20 protein-coding genes are annotated in these 16,619 nt (G+C 42.1%); 12 read left to right on the top strand and 8 right to left on the bottom strand.

The features are described from left to right. Positions 1-9 precede the first annotated feature (9 nt). Complete coding sequence (oxyR, locus tag L5B76_RS05545; protein WP_265754592.1) at positions 10-909, bottom strand: DNA-binding transcriptional regulator OxyR; 900 nt, start codon at positions 907-909, stop codon at positions 10-12. 138 nt (positions 910-1,047) lie between these two features. Between oxyR and L5B76_RS05540 the strand changes: the two genes are divergently transcribed. Then, a complete protein-coding gene (locus L5B76_RS05540; protein WP_265754590.1) occupies positions 1,048-1,779 on the top strand; it encodes a glutathione peroxidase in 732 nt (243 codons plus the stop codon). 79 nt (positions 1,780-1,858) lie between these two features. Here the strand turns inward: L5B76_RS05540 and L5B76_RS05535 are convergent, their stop codons facing one another. Further along, positions 1,859-2,080, bottom strand: a complete 222-nt coding sequence (locus L5B76_RS05535; RefSeq protein ID WP_265754589.1) for a SlyX family protein — start codon at positions 2,078-2,080, stop codon at positions 1,859-1,861. Positions 2,081-2,167: 87 nt separating this feature from the next. On the opposite strand from L5B76_RS05535, the gene L5B76_RS05530 reads away from it, so the two are divergent. The 5 genes from L5B76_RS05530 to L5B76_RS05510 all read left to right on the top strand — a co-directional run bounded on the left by L5B76_RS05530 (position 2,168) and on the right by L5B76_RS05510 (position 4,696). Further along, complete coding sequence (locus L5B76_RS05530; RefSeq protein WP_265754588.1) at positions 2,168-2,872, top strand: FKBP-type peptidyl-prolyl cis-trans isomerase; 705 nt, start codon at positions 2,168-2,170, stop codon at positions 2,870-2,872. Positions 2,873-2,946: 74 nt separating this feature from the next. Further along, complete coding sequence (locus L5B76_RS05525) at positions 2,947-3,612, top strand: helix-turn-helix transcriptional regulator (RefSeq protein ID WP_265754587.1); 666 nt, start codon at positions 2,947-2,949, stop codon at positions 3,610-3,612. After that, positions 3,612-3,992, top strand: coding sequence for a sulfurtransferase complex subunit TusD (tusD, locus tag L5B76_RS05520; RefSeq protein ID WP_265754586.1), 381 nt, complete (start codon positions 3,612-3,614; stop codon positions 3,990-3,992). Before L5B76_RS05525 ends, tusD begins: the two co-directional genes overlap by 1 nt. After that, positions 3,989-4,351 carry a sulfurtransferase complex subunit TusC gene (tusC, locus tag L5B76_RS05515; RefSeq protein WP_265754585.1) on the top strand — a complete coding sequence of 121 codons (363 nt, stop codon included), beginning with the start codon at positions 3,989-3,991 and terminating at the stop codon, positions 4,349-4,351. The genes tusD and tusC overlap by 4 nt, the downstream gene beginning before the upstream one ends. 33 nt (positions 4,352-4,384) lie before the next feature. Next, positions 4,385-4,696: a DsrH/TusB family sulfur relay protein gene (locus tag L5B76_RS05510; protein ID WP_265755526.1), complete on the top strand. Its 312-nt coding sequence runs from the start codon at positions 4,385-4,387 to the stop codon at positions 4,694-4,696. 95 nt (positions 4,697-4,791) lie between these two features. On the opposite strand, the gene nfuA is transcribed toward L5B76_RS05510, so the two are convergent. Together nfuA and L5B76_RS05500 are read right to left on the bottom strand one after the other, a co-directional pair. After that, positions 4,792-5,376, bottom strand: a complete 585-nt coding sequence (gene nfuA, locus L5B76_RS05505) for a Fe-S biogenesis protein NfuA (RefSeq protein ID WP_265754584.1) — start codon at positions 5,374-5,376, stop codon at positions 4,792-4,794. Between the two features lie 108 nt (positions 5,377-5,484). Beyond that, a complete protein-coding gene (locus tag L5B76_RS05500; RefSeq protein ID WP_265754583.1) occupies positions 5,485-6,174 on the bottom strand; it encodes an amidophosphoribosyltransferase in 690 nt (229 codons plus the stop codon). Positions 6,175-6,331: 157 nt separating this feature from the next. On the opposite strand from L5B76_RS05500, the gene L5B76_RS05495 reads away from it, so the two are divergent. Genes L5B76_RS05495 through L5B76_RS05485 form a run of 3 tightly spaced genes read left to right on the top strand, consistent with a single transcriptional unit; the run spans position 6,332 to position 8,968 of the window. Then, a complete protein-coding gene (locus L5B76_RS05495) occupies positions 6,332-7,159 on the top strand; it encodes a Cof-type HAD-IIB family hydrolase (protein ID WP_265754582.1) in 828 nt (275 codons plus the stop codon). Positions 7,160-7,171: 12 nt separating this feature from the next. Beyond that, positions 7,172-8,017, top strand: coding sequence for a hypothetical protein (locus L5B76_RS05490; protein WP_265754580.1), 846 nt, complete (start codon positions 7,172-7,174; stop codon positions 8,015-8,017). Positions 8,018-8,050: 33 nt separating this feature from the next. Further along, positions 8,051-8,968 (top strand): Dyp-type peroxidase, encoded by a 918-nt coding sequence (locus L5B76_RS05485; RefSeq protein ID WP_265754579.1) that lies wholly within the window; start codon positions 8,051-8,053, stop codon positions 8,966-8,968. A gap of 37 nt (positions 8,969-9,005) precedes the next feature. Here the strand turns inward: L5B76_RS05485 and L5B76_RS05480 are convergent, their stop codons facing one another. After that, positions 9,006-9,719: a tRNA1(Val) (adenine(37)-N6)-methyltransferase gene (locus L5B76_RS05480; protein WP_265754578.1), complete on the bottom strand. Its 714-nt coding sequence runs from the start codon at positions 9,717-9,719 to the stop codon at positions 9,006-9,008. Positions 9,720-9,801: 82 nt separating this feature from the next. On the opposite strand from L5B76_RS05480, the gene srmB reads away from it, so the two are divergent. Further along, positions 9,802-11,145 carry an ATP-dependent RNA helicase SrmB gene (gene srmB / locus L5B76_RS05475; protein WP_265754577.1) on the top strand — a complete coding sequence of 448 codons (1,344 nt, stop codon included), beginning with the start codon at positions 9,802-9,804 and terminating at the stop codon, positions 11,143-11,145. A gap of 46 nt (positions 11,146-11,191) precedes the next feature. Here srmB and L5B76_RS05470 read toward each other — a convergent pair whose 3' ends face one another. Further along, on the bottom strand, positions 11,192-11,869 hold the full coding sequence (locus L5B76_RS05470) for a YtjB family periplasmic protein (RefSeq protein WP_265754576.1): 678 nt from the start codon (positions 11,867-11,869) through the stop codon (positions 11,192-11,194). 113 nt (positions 11,870-11,982) lie between these two features. Here L5B76_RS05470 and serB point away from each other — a divergent pair, with 113 nt between their 5' ends. After that, a complete protein-coding gene (serB, locus tag L5B76_RS05465; RefSeq protein ID WP_265754575.1) occupies positions 11,983-12,942 on the top strand; it encodes a phosphoserine phosphatase in 960 nt (319 codons plus the stop codon). A gap of 2 nt (positions 12,943-12,944) precedes the next feature. Continuing rightward, entirely contained in the window at positions 12,945-13,436 is a 492-nt protein-coding gene (locus tag L5B76_RS05460; protein ID WP_115248839.1) for a YajQ family cyclic di-GMP-binding protein, read from the top strand. A 61-nt stretch (positions 13,437-13,497) separates the two neighbouring features. On the opposite strand, the gene lptD is transcribed toward L5B76_RS05460, so the two are convergent. Continuing rightward, positions 13,498-15,840, bottom strand: coding sequence for an LPS assembly protein LptD (gene lptD, locus L5B76_RS05455; protein WP_265754574.1), 2,343 nt, complete (start codon positions 15,838-15,840; stop codon positions 13,498-13,500). A gap of 69 nt (positions 15,841-15,909) precedes the next feature. After that, the gene (locus L5B76_RS05450; RefSeq protein ID WP_265754572.1) at positions 15,910-16,467 is read right to left on the bottom strand and encodes a DNA-3-methyladenine glycosylase I; all 558 of its coding nucleotides are present in this window, start codon (positions 16,465-16,467) and stop codon (positions 15,910-15,912) included. Positions 16,468-16,619: the final 152 nt, after the last annotated feature.

The raw sequence follows: 16,619 nt of genomic DNA, 5'->3' as shown, positions 1-16,619 counted from the left end.
TTTGCCCTCTTATTTTTGTTGAAGGATCGGGGTGATGATACTGCTAATGGTGTTTGCCACCCGTTCATAACGCATTCTTAATGGAGAACCGGGGCGATAAATTAATGCTACGGTACGTGAGGGTTCTGGCACACAAGGGAGGTATTTTACCCCTGTGCGATTGCCTTCGTTTAACACCGCAAGCTCTGGCATTAAGGTTATTCCTGCGTTGGCGGACACCATATTGCGTAAGGTTTCAAGGCTGGTGGCTTGGAAATGTGGATTTTCTTTTGCTCCTGCGGTGAAGCAATAGCCCAGCGCTTGATCGCGCAGGCAATGGCCGTCATCAAGCATTAGCATTTCGCAGCCTTTGAGTTTGTCCATTGGAATACTGTTCTCTTTTGCCCAAGGATGCTCTTGGGAAATTGCAAGCAACATTTTTTCTTTAAATAATGGCACTTCAATAAAGGCTTCGGTTTCTGGCACGGTGGCAAGAATAGCGCAATCTAAACGTCCACTTTCCAGTTGCTCTAGCAGCTGGTGAGTTTGCGCTTCATATAAAAATAGCTCTAAATCAGGAAAAGCTTGTTTCAGTGCAGGCATAATATAAGGCAGCAGATAAGGCCCAAGGGTTGGGATCATTCCTATATGCAATGGCCCAGTCATTTCTTTGCCTTGATTGCTTGCCATTTCTTTCAGCACTTTAACTTCGCGCAATACGGTGCGTGCTTGTTCCACAAGGAGCAAGCCCGATTGGGTAAATAACACTTTACGGCTAGTGCGTTCTAATAAAATGATGCCTAGTTCGTCTTCCAGTTTGCGGATTTGTCCGCTTAGGGTTGGTTGGCTAACGTGGCAGGCATCTGCGGCTCGGCGAAAATGTTTGTGTTCGGCGAGCGCCACTAAGTATTCTAAATCACGGATATTCATATTTTCTCTGCTTCCTCCATCATAGAAAGGAACAATTAAAAGGATAGGTATTAATCGTTTGTAACTATATCACGATTTTCACTATAATTCACCCCGTCAATAAGAAATCATTATTTTAATCGCAATAGGAGAAAGATTATGACAGCAACAATGGAAGGAAAAAAAGTTCCTCAAGTAACATTCCATACTCGTCAGGGCGATCAATGGGTTGATGTAACCACTTCAGATTTATTTGATAACAAAACGGTCGTGTTATTTTCATTACCGGGTGCATTTACCCCAACTTGTTCATCAACACACTTACCACGTTATAACGAATTAGCGTGCGAATTCAAAGCCTTAGGTGTGGACGATATTATCTGTTTATCTGTAAACGATACTTTTGTGATGAACGCGTGGAAAGCGGATCAAGAAGCAGAAAACATTACCGTAATCCCAGATGGTAACGGTGAATTTACTGAAGGTATGGGTATGCTTGTGGATAAAGATGACCTTGGCTTTGGTAAACGTTCTTGGCGTTATTCAATGCTTGTACGCAACGGCGTGGTGGAAAAAATGTTCATCGAGCCAAATGAGCCGGGCGATCCGTTCAAAGTGTCTGATGCAGATACAATGATCAAATACTTAAAACCTGATTGGCAAGCAAAACCTTCAGTGTCTATCTTCACTAAACCGGGCTGCCCATTCTGTGCAAAAGCAAAAGGTTTATTAAAAGTGAAAGGTTACACCTTTGAAGAAATCGTGTTAGGTCGTGATGCAAGTACCATTTCTGTACGTGCTATTACAGGTAAAACAAGCGTACCACAAGTCTTCATCGGTGGAGAATACATTGGCGGTAGCGACGATTTAGAAAACTATTTCGCAAAATAAATATTAATCCCATAGCATAAATTAGAAACTTCCTATAAAAACCTTTGGCTAATCCTTGTGATTAGCCTTTTTTCTGTGTTTAATAATGAGGTGGCGGCGTTTCTTCTGCTTGACTCGCAATATTGGAAGGTTGCAAATCTTTTAACTTCGCCGCCAAATGACGTAGCTGTAACTGCATTTTCTCAAGTATAAATTGTTGTTCCACCAAGGCTTGGTTTAATTCCTCAATAGCGTGTTCCTGAAATGCCACTTTTGTTTCTAATTCGGCAATTTGTTTTGCGTGTTCAAGTTGAATTTGCATAAATAATCCTTAAATAATGGTTGTTAAATTGTGCAATACAATTTAACCTATCAAAAATTCCGATTTCATTATAAAGGATGATAAACAATGTTAAAAATTCAAAAATTCTCTCTTATCACACTTGCATTAAGTGCGGTGGTTTCTGGCTCAGTTTTTGCTGATCAAGCAGCGGACAAAAAATTCAATGATGAAGCCTCTTATGTGGTGGGTTATGCTACAGGAAAACAATTCCTTGAAACCTTAATCAACGATCAAAAAGATGTGATCAATTACGACAAAGCCCGCGTATTACAAGGCGTGAACGATGCCTTAGAGGGCAAAGGGGATTTAACGGATCAACAAATCCAAGAAAAATTAAAAGCCATTGGCGACAAAGTGTATGAAGCGCGTCAAGCGAAAGTACAAGTTGAAAACGAAAAATTCACCGCGGACTTTATGAAAAAAGAGGGCGCGAAAAAAACCGCGTCTGGCTTAATGTATCGCATTGAAAAAGCAGGTGAAGGTGCAGCAATCAAACCTGATGATATGGTCAAAGTGCATTACACGGGGAAATTAGCCGATGGCACCGTGTTTGACAGCTCCGTAGAACGTGGTCAGCCAGCAGAATTCAAATTAAATCAAGTGATTAAAGGCTGGACAGAAGGGCTTCAGTTAGTCAAAAAAGGCGGCAAAATTGCCCTGCTTATCCCAGCGGATTTAGCCTATGGAAAACAAGGCGCAGGCCCAATTCCACCTAACTCAACCCTTTATTTTGATGTGGAAGTATTAGACGTTACCCCTGAGAAAAAATAAGAAAAAACCACCGCACTTTATATCCATTGAAAGAAAAGTGCGGTGGATTTTTCCATCATTTTGAGATAAACCCAATGCTAACGGATAGACGCCCTTTTACGGATGAAGATCGTGCGATTTTAAATTCCTATGTGGCGGTGGTGGACGGCGTGAGTGCCTTAATCGGCAGTCATTGCGAAATCGTGCTGCATTCTCTCGAAGATTTTGAACATTCTGCCATTTGCATTGCCAACGGGCATAACACCCATCGCAAAGTGGGATCGCCAATCACTGATTTTGCCTTGAAATCGCTCAAAACAATGCAAACGGAGAATGTTTCCAAGCCTTATTTTACCCGCGCAAAAGGCACGGCGTTGATGAAATCCGTCACCATCGCCATTCGCAATCAAGAAAAACGCATTATTGGTTTGCTGTGCATTAATATTAATTTAGATGTGCCGGTAACCCAATTTATCCAAGCCCTTATGCCCCCTGCGGAGCAACAGTCTGCTTCTGAAGTGAATTTTGCCAGCTCGGTGGAAGAACTGGTTAGCCAAACCATCGAACAAACCGTGCAAGAGATCACCGCCGATCGCTTGGTGGCAAACAATAATAAAAATCGCCAAATTGTGCTTTCGCTCTATGAAAAAGGGATTTTTGACATCAAAGATGCCATCAACCTAGTGGCGGAGCGGCTGGATATTTCACGCCATACGGTGTATTTATATATCCGCCAAATCAAGCAGGACGAGGCAAAATAATGCGGTATGTATTGGCGATAAAACAGCCCGTTTATGGCTCGCAAGGGGCATTTTTAGCCTATCAGTTTGCACTCGCCTTGCTTGAACAAGGGCATCAAATCAGCCAAGTTTTGTTTATGCAAAATGGCGTAAGTAATGGCAACGGTTTTGTGTATCCAGCCAATGATGAATTTAATTTACAACAGCATTGGCAAGCCTTGAGTAAACAGCACCATATCCCTTTGCATCTTTGCATTGCGGCTTCCCAACGCCGTGGCGTGGTGGACGCTTTAACGAGCAAAGATAAACAGCAAAATAATCTGGCAGAAGGCTTTGTATTAGCAGGATTGGGCGAGTTTAGCCAAGCCGTGCTGCAAGCAGATCGAGTGATAACCCTATGATTAAACTGGCTTTTGTGTTTACCCAACCGCCTTATGGCACGGCCGCTAGCCGCGAGGGCTTAGACGCACTCCTTGCTGCCACTGCCTTTTGTGATGAAAACGAAATTGCGGTTTTTTTCCTTGATGACGGGGTTTTCAATCTTATTGCCAATCAACAAAGCGAAAAAATCTTACAGAAAAATGTCAGCCAGCCTTTCAAATTATTGGAATTATACGACATCGAACAGCGTTACCTGTGCCAACAATCCGTACAAGCCTTACACCTTGAAAAAGCAAATTGGCTATTGAATTGCGAAATATTGTCCCGCGCGGCGTTAATGGAAAAATTACAACAAGCAGAAAAAGTGCTGACTTTTTAGCGTGCTTTTTCATTCTTTTTGCAGGAAATGATGATGCTTTATACCTTCGCCAAAGCCGATTACGACAGCCAAACCCTCGCTCGCTATTTTGCCCATTTTACGGAACAAGATTGCCTTGTGCTATGGCAAGACGGCGTGCTACTTCCCTTCAAACACCAAGAACTTTTCGCCCAACTCAGCGTGTCTTGCTATGCGCTAGAAAACGACATCTACGCCAGAAATCTACAAGAAATTGCACCGCACTTTGTTAATTGCGATGAAAACAATGAAAGTAAAGTGCGGTTGATTTCTCTGCAAGATTTTGTGGCGCTGACTGAGCGGTATTTTCCACAAATAGCGCTATGATTTGATACCAATCAGGGCAAAGATCAATTTTCTATAAAATCAAAAAATAAGGGCGTATTACTTACGCCCTTGATTGAATAGGGTTTTCGTGAATCTTAATAATAAGAATGCTCACCGCGTTGATGTTCGGTTACGTCTTTCGCCCCTTTTAATTCACCGGGGAACAAGCTAACCAGTTGTTTTTCAATGCCATCTTTTAGCGTTACATCGACCATTGAACAACCGTTACAGCCACCGCCAAATTGTAAAATTGCATAGCCATCTTCTGTCAGATCAATTAAGGTGATATGCCCACCGTGGCCTGCCAGTTGCGGATTAATTTGGGTTTGAATGACATATTCCACGCGTTCAATTAAAGGTGCATCGTCTGCTACTTTACGCATTTTCGCATTCGGCGCTTTAAGGGTAAGCTGTGAGCCTAATTCTTCCGTAACATAATCAATTTCCGCGTCTTCTAAAAATGGCAAGCTCACTTCATCAACAAAGGCGGAAAAAGTATCATATTTCATTTCTGTATCTGTCGCTTCCACGCTGTTTGGTGGGCAATAAGACACCCCACATTCTGCACTTGGCGTGCCGGGGTTCACCACAAAAATGCGGATATTCGTGCCATCTTCTTGCTGATCTAATAAACGGCGAAAATGTGCTTGCGCCGCGTCAGAAATCGTAATTTGTTGCATTATTTATTCCTCAGTAATACTTGAGCTAGATAGTCAGGCATCATACCGCTAGATAGACTTTTTTTCCACCTTTTCTTTTATTCGGTATTTTCTATAATCAAGGCATTGCTAAGTGTGAAAAGCCCGCGCTAACCCCCAAACTTGAATATTTTCCACCCCTAACTGGCGGAAATGTTTAGCAATTTCGTTTAGGGTTGAACCTGTAGTGATCACATCATCAACCAACGCAATGGAACGATAATTTATCTCTTGATTAGCAAATTTAAAGGCGTGTTTTAAATTTTTCCTGCGCGCCTTAGCGTTTAAACCAAGCTGAGGTGGTGTGCGCTTTACCCGTTGAATAAATTGCGAATGGCAAGGAATATTCAGCCATTTGGCTAAGCGTTTAGCGATTAAATCAGCTTGATTATAACCCCGTTGCCACTGACGAAAATGGTGCAGTGGCACGGGAAAAATCGCTTGTGGAAAGTGTAGAGAATGCTTTCGTCTTGCCTCATAAACGGCCAACAGCAGCAAGCGTGCTAAGGTTTTGTCTAACCAAAATTGACGATGAAATTTGAAATCTTTGATCATTTCAGCCAAAGGCGAGGTGTAATGCCCGATAAGTACCATTTGATCCCAATATGGCATTGCATTAAGACAAAATCCACAGCGCTGCACATAGCTTGCTGTGGGCATTCCGCAGCAACCACAATAAACATAGCGTTCAATGTTGCGATTGCATTTTGAGCATACGCCTGCATTTCGGATTGAGAGCGATTGTTGGCATAATACACAACGGAAAGCGAAAAAATTCATTAAATTTACACCGCACTTTTAACAAGATTTTTAACCTTATCAGCACAAAGGAATTTAAAGATTTTGTGTAATAAGTAAATTTTTTGCGATTAATTTTTCGATCTAGATCGCAATAATGGTAAAATTTACAGCAATTTTTAGAAAAAGAGAGTAAAAAATGACAGCGGTTAATGATCTTCAGCATAACAATCGCCAAGCAATCAAAGCGGTTTTCTTTGATATTGACGATACCTTGTTTCGTAAACATAACGGTTTTTTTCCTGAAAGTGCCAGACTTGCCATTCAAAAATTGCAAGATAAGGGCATTTTAGTCGGCATTGCCACAGGGCGCACACGCTGTGCTTTCCCTGAAAAAATTAATCAAATGATCGCGCAACAAGGCATTGATACCTTTGTAACAATGAATGGGCAGTATGCGGTTTACCAAAATGAAGTGATCGAAAAGCACCCAATTCCAACGGAGAAAGTACAAAAATTGGTGGATTTTTTTGATGCACAGCAAATAGCCTATGCCTTTGTGGCAAGTGATAAAGTGTGTGTTTCTGAAATTACGCCAAGATTAAAAGAAGCACTCGATCCGATCACCACAAAGTATCAAGTGGACAAAACCTTTTTTAAACATCACGAAGTGTTTCAAGTGTTGGCTTTCTATGCTGAAGATCAAGATGAACTGGTGGCGCAAGCGCATATTTTAGATGATCTGAAAACGGTACGTTGGCACGAAAACTCAGTGGATATTTTTGATGCTGAAGGCTCAAAAGCAAGAGGAATTGCTGCGATTGCACGCCATTTAGGTTTTACCTTAGAGAATGTTATGGCGTTTGGCGATGGTTTAAATGACATTGAAATGCTAAAATCCGTGGGAATTGGCGTAGCAATGGGCAATGCGCACGAAGAATTAAAAAAAGTCGCTGATCAGGTTACCACTGAATTAGAACAAGATGGCATTTATCAAGGCTTACTGAAAGCGGGTTTAATTGCATAATAGGGAATCAAAATGTTAGATATTAGTGCATTAAAAAATATGTATCCGGTGATTATGACACCGAGCCACGATGGAAAGTATTTTCATAACTATTTGATTTCATTGCTTAATGTAGTTGATGCATCAAAAAGCTTAGGATTTCAGTTACAAGTTTCATTAAAACGTGGCGAAAGCCTTGTTACTCGTGCCAGAAATGAATCCGTTGCGGAGTTTTTAGAAAATGGCCAATGGACGCATTTATTTTGGGTTGATTCTGATATTGGTTTTTCCGTAGATGCCTTTTTGCGTTTATTGCTTTCTGATTATGATGTGGCAGCAGGGGTATATCCATTAAAATTTGAAAACCTGCCAGATCGTATTCCTGATGGCTTAAGTCGTGCAGAATTAGCGAATTTAGCTGCACGTTATACGGTAAATGCAGGCAAAAAAGAAGGCGATGAAATTATCTTCAAAGTGCAGCCAGACGGTTTTATGGAAATGGACGAAGCACCAACAGGCTTTATGTGCATTAAGCGCGAAGTGTTTGATAAAATGAGAGAAAATTACCCGCACTTACGCTACACGCCAGACAGCCGTAGCCGTAAAGACAACGGGTTGCACTATCGTTTCTTTGATGTAATGATCGATCCTGATACTAACCGCTATCTGTCGGAAGATTATGGTTTCTGCTATTTATGGCGACAATTAGGTGGCAAGGTGTATATTGATTGCCATTCCAATTTAACGCACCAAGGAGCGAAATTATACCAAGGCAACTTTGCTCATTCATTGGTAACGAATTTACCTAATGCCATTGGCGCAGAAGAAGGGAAGTTAATGATCCTAGAAGGGAGTGAATATCTCACTCAAGGCAAATAAATTGTATAACTTGTAAGAAATATAAGGATAATTATGGCTGCTTTACAAAATGTTCTTGATGAACCAAACAAAAACACCATTTTTATGGTGTGGAATTTTCACGATGATGTGGACGTAAAACCTGCGTTTCAACAACTCTGCGGATTAATTGGCAATCTTAATAATTCAGCGAAAACCCGTTTTCCTGATGCCAAAGCCAGCGTGGTAATGGGCATTGGACACGATGCGTGGTTACGCCTTGATTTACCACAGCCGTTGCCAAAAGAACTTGCCCCTTTTGAGCCAATTAAAGGCGCAAAATATACCGCCGTGGCAACCCGTGGCGACTTGCATTTCCATATTCGTTGCGATCAACCAAGCTACTGCTTTGACATTGCACAAAATATCACCGATGTATTACACGATGTGGCAAAATGTGTGGTGGATATTCAAGGCTTCCGCTATCGGGACGGACGCAGTATTCTTGGCTTTGTGGACGGCACAGAAAACCCACACGATTCAGAAGACCGCATCTTATTCGGCACCGTAGGGGAAGAAGACCCAGCTTACCAAGGCGGTAGCTATTTGTTCGTACAAAAATATGTTCACGATATGCAAGCGTGGCGTGCGCTGCCATTAAGCGAGCAAGAAAAAGTGTTCGGCCGCTCTAAAGCAGATGACATTGAAATGGACGATGACACCAAACCAGCTAACAGCCACAGCGCATTAGCTAACGTGGGCGATGATCGCAAAGTCATTCGCGACAATATGCCATTTTCTGCTAACGGCGAAGTTGGAACTTATTTCATTGCTTATGCCAACACTTTCAGCACCGTGCAAGCAATGTTAAACAATATGTTTATCGGCAACCCAGCAGGAAATTACGACCGCTTGCTTGATTTCAGCCGCACCCGCACAGGCACGCTTTTCTTTGTCCCAACCTTAGATATGTTGGACGAATTTGCGGAGTAATCTCACCAACCTAGCACGTTTGTGCTAGGTTTTTTATTCAAAACTTCAGATAAAATTCTTTCGTCAGTGCCACAAAGTCAGGGTGGTATTGATTATTTTCGTCATAAATAATCAGTTGTGAATGTTGCATAGGTTCAGCTAGTTTACGAAAAGTGAGTAATATTCGTTGTGCTGGCTTGCCGATTTTGGTGATCACATCACATTGTTCTGTGCAATAAAGTGCGGTGCTTTTTTGTAAGATTTTTCCTGCTTCATAGGGCAGGATAAATTGAATTTTCCCCTGTTCATTTAAGCATTGTGCTGCCACATTGAGCCAGTCATTATGGCTTTGTTCAAGGGTATAGCGCGCAAGATCACGTTGTGCGTTTTTGCAAGCCTGTGCAGGTTCAAAATAGGGCGGATTAGCCACAATTAAATCAAAAAAGTGCGGTGGATTTTGTGCGAATTTTGCAATATCCATTTGATATAGCGAGATTTTCTCAGCCCAAGGGGAAGCCTGAATATTTTCCTGCGCCTGTTCTGCCGCCGCGTTATCAAGCTCTACCGCGCTAATATGGCAATCTTGCGGAGTGCGTTGTGCTAACATTAACGCAATTAACCCCGTGCCTGTGCCGAGATCCAAAAGGTTTTTTGCCCCTTGAATATCCGCCCAAGCACCAAGCAAAATGCCGTCTGTGCCTACTTTCATTGCACAGCGATGATGATTAACCTGAAACTGCTTAAAGCGAAAGCCTTGATTTTTCTTTGTCATAAACTTCCCAAAAATTGACCGCACTTTGCACTCAAAGTGCGGTATAATCTGCACTAATTTTTTCCTAATAGTAACAATAAATATGAACTTAGCACAATTTGAAGAATTGGATCTCGCCCCAGAATTATTAAAAGCCTTAGCGAAAAAAGGCTACCAACGCCCCACCGCCATTCAGTTGGAATGCATTCCAGCAGCAATGGCGGAGCGAGATGTGCTAGGCTCAGCCCCAACTGGCACGGGGAAAACTGCCGCTTTCTTATTGCCCGCTTTGCAACATTTGCTAGATAATCCACGCCGTAAACCCGGTACGCCAAGGGTGTTGGTTCTCACCCCAACCCGTGAGTTAGCGATGCAAGTGGCGGAGCAAGCGGAGCAATTAGCGCAATTTACCAACCTTGATATTACTACTATCACAGGCGGTGTGGCGTATCAAAACCACGGTGAAGTGTTTAACAGCAACCAAGATTTAGTGGTCGCCACGCCGGGGCGTTTGCTGCAATATATCCAAGAAGAAAATTTTGATTGTCGCGCGGTCGAAATTCTGATTTTTGACGAAGCGGATCGTATGCTGCAAATGGGCTTTGGGCAAGATGCGGAAAAAATTGCTGCCGAAACGCGCTGGCGTAAACAAACCTTGCTGTTTTCTGCTACGTTGGAAGGTGAACTGCTAATGGATTTTGCAGGGCGGCTACTCAATGACCCTGTGCAAATTGATGCGGAGCCAAGTCGCCGTGAGCGTAAAAAAATCCAACAATGGTACTATCACGCAGACAGCGATGAGCATAAAGTGAAATTGCTCGCTCGTTTTATTGAGCAGGAAAAGGTAAGCAAGGGCATTATTTTCGTTCGCCGCCGTGAAACCGTGCGAGAGCTTTCCGACACCTTGCGTAAACGTGGTATTCGCAGCACCTATTTAGAAGGGGAAATGGCGCAAACGCAACGCAATAATGCCATTGATAAACTCAAAAATGGCGTGGTAACCGTGCTAGTTGCCACCGATGTGGCTGCGCGTGGGATTGATATTGATGACATCAGCCACGTGATGAATATGGATTTGCCTTACAGCGCAGACACTTATTTACACCGCATCGGACGCACTGCGCGTGCAGGCAAAAAAGGGGTGGCAGTGTCTTTCGTAGAAGCCCACGATTATAAACTGCTCGGCAAAATTAAACGTTACACCGAAGAACTACTCAAACCACGCATTATCGAAGGCTTAGAACCACGCACCAAAGCACCGAAAGACGGCGAAGTCAAAAGCGTCAGCAAAAAACAAAAAGCGCGCATTAAACAAAAACGGGCAGAAAAGAAAAAATCAGAACAGCAGAAAAAAACTAAACTCCGCCATAAAGACACAAAAAACATCGGCAAACGCCGTAAGCCTAAAACGGAAGTCAATCGAAGCGAAGAGAATAGCGCAGAATAATTTATCAAAAAATCCCGCACTTGATAAAAAGTGCGGGATTTTTTTATTATTTTTTCAAGCGTTTACGTTTTTTATGATAAGTTAAACGTGATGGCGCAGGTTTTTCATTTTGTATGACAGAATGACTTTCTAACTGACGGCGTTTGATTCGGCGATAGCGTGCTAAAAAATAATGAATGGAGCTGGCAAATAATACACCGGTGAGAAACACAATGATTAGCTCGCCATATAGGCGATTAAAAATCTGATTAATCTTACTTTGTGTGGTTTGTCCGTATTTATTGTTAAAGGTTACACGCAAAAAGCCTTCCACTCCACTGCTTGAATAAATTGGTTCAACAATTTGTTGATTAGTGATTTCTTTTGATTCAGGTTGTTCTAGGCCTAATTGTTGGCGCAACAGCGAAGCATTTGAGCTTTGCGCTAATAATTCCCCTTGGGTGGAATAAATGGAGGCATCAAGAATAAAATTTTCTTTGACAAAATTATCTAAATTTTCCGTTAATGCTTCTGGCTTAGCTTTATTGATCAACAGTGCAAATAAATTGGCTTGTTGGCGAACTAATAAGTGAGAAAGATGGGTAACTTGATTGACGCTGGCAAGTTGTGAGCCAAGTTTGAATTGTTGGACACCGAATAAAATAATGCCCATAATCAGACCGCTTAGTAGCATAATCGAGCTAAACATAATGATTTTTAGCACTTTTTGTTTCACAAGTTGCACGTTATTTTCCCCAAGATTTCGCAAAATAGGCTAGAATAAGGTGCTATTTTAGTCTATTTATGCGTTCACGGCACAATAAATCGTAAGAATGCCGATAATTTACAGGATTTTCTATGCAAACACAAAATCTCAAGCAATTACAACAACAGTATCCAAATCTGCCTTGTCCACTGCAACAGACGCAATCCTTTGCCGCAGGACAGAATTATTTTTTGCTTTATGGCGAAACCTTAGATTTGGCTAAATTGCAGAAATTTCAGCAAAAGTGCGGTGAAAATTTCACGCTTTTTGACTATTGGATTGAAGCGCATAACCTTGCGGTGCTGTTGCAAGGCAATTGGCAAGCGCAGTGGCAAGAATATGCTCATCAATTAGAAGTGGATATTGCGCGGCTCAACTTTTCCGCTAGTTTGCAGAAAAAAGGCTTGTTAGTGATGGATATGGACTCCACTGCCATTCAAATTGAATGTATTGATGAAATTGCGAAACTGGCTGGCACAGGTGAATTGGTGTCTGAAATCACCGAGCAAGCAATGCGCGGAGAGTTAGATTTTGAGCAAAGCCTGCGCCGCCGCGTGGCAACCCTAAAAGGCGCACCAGAAAACATTTTGCAACAAGTGCGAGAAAAATTGCCGCTGACTTCAGGTTTAGTGGAAACCATTCAAGGCTTGCAGAAATACGGCTGGCGAACCGCCATTGCGTCAGGTGGGTTTACTTATTTTGCGGATTATTTAAAAGCAGAATTAGGGCTTGATGCTGCGGTTTCCAACCAATTTGAGATTGTGGACGGCATTTTGACTGGCGAAGTGCAAGGTGCGGTGGTGGACGCACAATATAAAGCGGATACCTTGCGTCAATTGAGCGAACAATATCATATTCCAATGGAAAACACCGTTGCTATTGGTGATGGCGCCAATGATTTGCCAATGATGAAAGTCGCCAATCTCGGTGTGGCATTCCACGCCAAGCCGAAAGTGCAACAACAGGCGCAAATTGTGGTAAACTTTGCCGACTTAACCGCACTATTATGTATTTTAGGTGCGAATGACCGAATAATGAAAAACGAGGAGTAATTATGCCTTCATTTGATATTGTTTCTGAATTAGATGCGCACGAAGTGCGTAACGCCGTGGAAAATGCCAACCGTGATTTAGCCAACCGTTGGGATTTCCGCAACGTGCCTTCTTCTATCGAATTAAACGAAAAAAACGAAACCATTAAAGTGGCCAGTGAGTCCGATTTCCAAGTGGAACAGCTGGTGGATATTTTGCGTAATGCTTGCATTAAGCGTGGCATTGATTCTGCGTCATTGGATATTCCAACAGAATATGAACACAGCGGTAAAACCTTCAGCAAAGAAATTAAGCTGAAACAAGGTATCGAAACGGATATGGCGAAAAAACTTACCAAGCTTATCAAAGAATCCAAGCTCAAAGTGCAAACCCAAATTCAAGGGGATCAAGTGCGCGTAACAGGAAAATCCCGTGATGACTTGCAAGCGGTGATCCAACTGGTGAAAAATGCCGAATTAGGGCAGCCATTCCAGTTTAATAATTTTAGAGATTAATAAAAATTGCGAAAAAATAGGCCGCACTTTTGGTTGCGGCCTTTTTCTTATTGCTATGTGATTAATAAAGACTGAAAGATTGAATATAAGGCAGTTTTCCTCTTTGCAACATTTTTTCAATGCCACTTTGATGATCTGTACCTAAGCCTTTCAATTCAAGATTTACGCCAATTGCGTGATCGTAAACCACTTCATCGGTTTGTTGCCCATCTTTACTGGTTACATAACGGCGCGCGCCAACACCGACTGCCCAGCAGCAAGTGTTATATTTCACGCCGAGATATTGCTCAACAGGTTTGTTTAAAGCAAGATCTTGATAGTAATGTCCAACCACGGCCCATCTGTCGGCAATTTCCCACGCAGCCACTAAACCGAGCTGTTTAATATCTTGATTGTACGCATTTGCGCCGGTGAGATTTTGGTCAATATATTCCTGACTTGCATAGCGATAACTTAGCTGAATCAGATTATTGCCACTTGGGTTATATTCCAACACGGTATTGGCAAGGGAGGTTTGGTGTAAGCTGGTATCGTATTGATAGCTACCACGCCAATTCCATTTTGGACTAATACGCCAGTTGCTTTCTAATGACCAAGATGAGGTGGAACGATCACTGCTATTGCTTGGATTATTATCAATACGCGAATCGTTGAGATAATAAATTTGCCCTAAAGAGAGGTTAAAACGTTCGTTTCCTTCTTGATCGTAAAAACGCGTTGTTCCGCCTAAGGTGAACTGATTTGCCGAAGCGATACGGTCTAAGCCACTATAACGGCGATCACGGAATAAGGAAAAATAATCTTGCTGCAATAACGCAGAATCATAACCAAAACCAAGATATTGGCTATTTAATTTTGAGCCAATATTACTTTGATCTTTATAAGGACGATAAAGATACTGAATGTGCGGTTCAATGGTTTGCGTATAACCGTCAAACAAAGTTTCTTTGCTGGCAAGCAAGGTTTGAAAATCCACTTTCACTTGCGGCAACACACGGGTTACAGAGCGTTCAACCTCTTCGGCATTTTGCCCTTTCCCTTTGGTTTGATTATAGTGCGTGGCGTAAAGTTTGGTTTCAATATTCAAACTGCCGTAACGGTTCGCAAGAGGAATATTAAGGCTTGGCTCAATGTGATAACGCCAAGCTTTTGGCATTAAGGCGCTGTCATTCTCAAAACGAGAAATTTGTGAGAATAAACGGAAATCCATTAAACCGTTAGCAAGCCCATCACGATAATAATTAAAATCGAGCTGTGGAAAAACGCGGTAAGGCCCAATATCCACATCATCAAATACTTGGAATTGCTTCGCCGATAGAGAGAAATTGTAGTTTGGCTGATAGTACGCAATGCGGAAATTTTGATCGGCATAACCGTCCGTGCTGCGTCCGTAAGCGGAATCAAAATCTGAGAAATAACGCTTATCGCTGACTCTGGTGTAATCCACGTTTAAACGCCAATTTTGTAAGAAACTGGAACTGTGTCGCCAGTGGAATAAATGGCGCGAGCGGTTATCCCCTTGGTAATCATCAAGCCGATCACGGCCCAAATACTCGCCCGCAATTAACCCTTCGCCAAGCTGAGTGAGATAGCGTGCTTCACCATTAAATTGCCAGCCACGTTTTGACATATATTTTGGTGTTACGGTCATATCAAAGTTGGGTGCAATGTTCCAATAAATAGGTTGTGCATACCAATAACCATCACGGCTAGAAGTTCCTGCACTTGGAATGAGTAAGCCTGAACGGCGGCGATCGCCAATTGGCAGTTGTAAATAAGGAGTATAGAAAATTGGCACGCCGTGAACTTTAAAGCGCGCGTGCCACATTTCGGCATATTCTTCTTGGATATGCTGACGCATTTCAGAGGCTTCAATCGCCCAGCTATTATCATCAGGCAAGCAAGAGGTAAAGGTGGCGTTTTTCAACAAGCGATAATCATTACGTAGCTCAACTTGCTGTGCTTTACCGCGTCCTTGACGGCCGACAAATTGGTAATCTGCGCCTTCTACATCGGCATCTTTATTATTCAGATTAACCTTGGCGGAATCACCTAACAGATTGATCAGATTATCTTTATAATCAAAGCCATTTTTCGCATAGGCAAAGCGTTGCACATTTTGCCCTTCGCCCGTTTGAATCACTTCCGCCACTTGCGTTTTTAAATGGCGATTGCCTTGTTGAATATCCACGTCCCCTTCGTAACGTGCATTAACAGGCTGATTTAACTCCGCGCGATCAGCTTCAATATAAACTGGCAATTCATTTGGATCGCCTTGCACCACTTCCCCTTGAAATTGTGGTACGCCAGCTAAACATTGCTGCTGCAAACTTGCCCAACTTGGCGCACCATAAAGTGCGGTCAAAATTGAGAAAGAAAGCATTGTGTAGTAATTTTTTTTCATTAATAACCCATTTTGTTTTCAGGTGTAGAAATTAACCCGATTATAAAGAAAAACCGCTCAAAAAGCATTTTATTTATGCTTACAAAAACAGGTGTTGAGATGATCATTCACCAACCCCATTGATTGCATAAAGGCATAACAGGTGGTTTCGCCCACAAAGACAAAGCCACGCTTTTTCAACGCTTTCGACAAATTTTTTGAGGTTTCCGTTTTCGCAGGCACGGCAGATAAATCAGGCACATCATTCATTTGTGGTTGATGATTCACAAACGCCCAAATAAAATCGCTAAAATTTTCACCGCACTTTTCCAGCGCTAAATAAGCTTTGGCGTTTTTCACAATAGCTTCTAATTTTGCACGATGACGAATTAATCCCTCATTTTGCATTAACGCGTCAATATCTTGCTCGTTCATTTGAGCAATTTTGACGGGATCAAAATGATGAAAGGCTTGGCGATAATTTTCCCGCTTTTTTAATACCGTGATCCAAGAAAGCCCTGCTTGTTGCCCTTCTAAACAAATTTTCTCAAATAATTTCAAGCTATTATATTCAGGCTTTCCCCATTCATTATCGTGATAATCTTCATAAATAGCTAAGCCTTGCGCCCAATTACAACGTGTTTTCATTTTGTTTTCCTTATATTGTGATCCTGATCACAGATTTTATTTCTCTAAGGTTTTCTACCGCGCCAAATTTAATTTAGAATCTACCTATCAATACCAAAGCTAAAATAGCTATATGTGCATCGCTAAGATGTGATATTGTATGCGAACTTAAC

This window comes from Avibacterium sp. 21-594, from assembly GCF_026226815.1.
GTDB lineage: Bacteria > Pseudomonadota > Gammaproteobacteria > Enterobacterales > Pasteurellaceae > Avibacterium > Avibacterium avium.
This window is presented reverse-complemented; position numbering and strand designations above follow the sequence as displayed.

What these genes read in the sequence shown, in the direction of transcription:
- oxyR (WP_265754592.1), bottom strand. Translation starts at nt 909, where the DNA reads ATGAATATCCGTGATTTAGAATACTTAGTGGCGCTCGCCGAACACAAA.
- L5B76_RS05540 (WP_265754590.1), top strand. Translation starts at nt 1,048, where the DNA reads ATGACAGCAACAATGGAAGGAAAAAAAGTTCCTCAAGTAACATTCCAT.
- L5B76_RS05535 (WP_265754589.1), bottom strand. Translation starts at nt 2,080, where the DNA reads ATGCAAATTCAACTTGAACACGCAAAACAAATTGCCGAATTAGAAACA.
- L5B76_RS05530 (WP_265754588.1), top strand. Translation starts at nt 2,168, where the DNA reads ATGTTAAAAATTCAAAAATTCTCTCTTATCACACTTGCATTAAGTGCG.
- L5B76_RS05525 (WP_265754587.1), top strand. Translation starts at nt 2,947, where the DNA reads ATGCTAACGGATAGACGCCCTTTTACGGATGAAGATCGTGCGATTTTA.
- tusD (WP_265754586.1), top strand. Translation starts at nt 3,612, where the DNA reads ATGCGGTATGTATTGGCGATAAAACAGCCCGTTTATGGCTCGCAAGGG.
- tusC (WP_265754585.1), top strand. Translation starts at nt 3,989, where the DNA reads ATGATTAAACTGGCTTTTGTGTTTACCCAACCGCCTTATGGCACGGCC.
- L5B76_RS05510 (WP_265755526.1), top strand. Translation starts at nt 4,385, where the DNA reads ATGCTTTATACCTTCGCCAAAGCCGATTACGACAGCCAAACCCTCGCT.
- nfuA (WP_265754584.1), bottom strand. Translation starts at nt 5,376, where the DNA reads ATGCAACAAATTACGATTTCTGACGCGGCGCAAGCACATTTTCGCCGT.
- L5B76_RS05500 (WP_265754583.1), bottom strand. Translation starts at nt 6,174, where the DNA reads ATGAATTTTTTCGCTTTCCGTTGTGTATTATGCCAACAATCGCTCTCA.
- L5B76_RS05495 (WP_265754582.1), top strand. Translation starts at nt 6,332, where the DNA reads ATGACAGCGGTTAATGATCTTCAGCATAACAATCGCCAAGCAATCAAA.
- L5B76_RS05490 (WP_265754580.1), top strand. Translation starts at nt 7,172, where the DNA reads ATGTTAGATATTAGTGCATTAAAAAATATGTATCCGGTGATTATGACA.
- L5B76_RS05485 (WP_265754579.1), top strand. Translation starts at nt 8,051, where the DNA reads ATGGCTGCTTTACAAAATGTTCTTGATGAACCAAACAAAAACACCATT.
- L5B76_RS05480 (WP_265754578.1), bottom strand. Translation starts at nt 9,719, where the DNA reads ATGACAAAGAAAAATCAAGGCTTTCGCTTTAAGCAGTTTCAGGTTAAT.
- srmB (WP_265754577.1), top strand. Translation starts at nt 9,802, where the DNA reads ATGAACTTAGCACAATTTGAAGAATTGGATCTCGCCCCAGAATTATTA.
- serB (WP_265754575.1), top strand. Translation starts at nt 11,983, where the DNA reads ATGCAAACACAAAATCTCAAGCAATTACAACAACAGTATCCAAATCTG.
- L5B76_RS05460 (WP_115248839.1), top strand. Translation starts at nt 12,945, where the DNA reads ATGCCTTCATTTGATATTGTTTCTGAATTAGATGCGCACGAAGTGCGT.
- lptD (WP_265754574.1), bottom strand. Translation starts at nt 15,840, where the DNA reads ATGAAAAAAAATTACTACACAATGCTTTCTTTCTCAATTTTGACCGCA.
- L5B76_RS05450 (WP_265754572.1), bottom strand. Translation starts at nt 16,467, where the DNA reads ATGAAAACACGTTGTAATTGGGCGCAAGGCTTAGCTATTTATGAAGAT.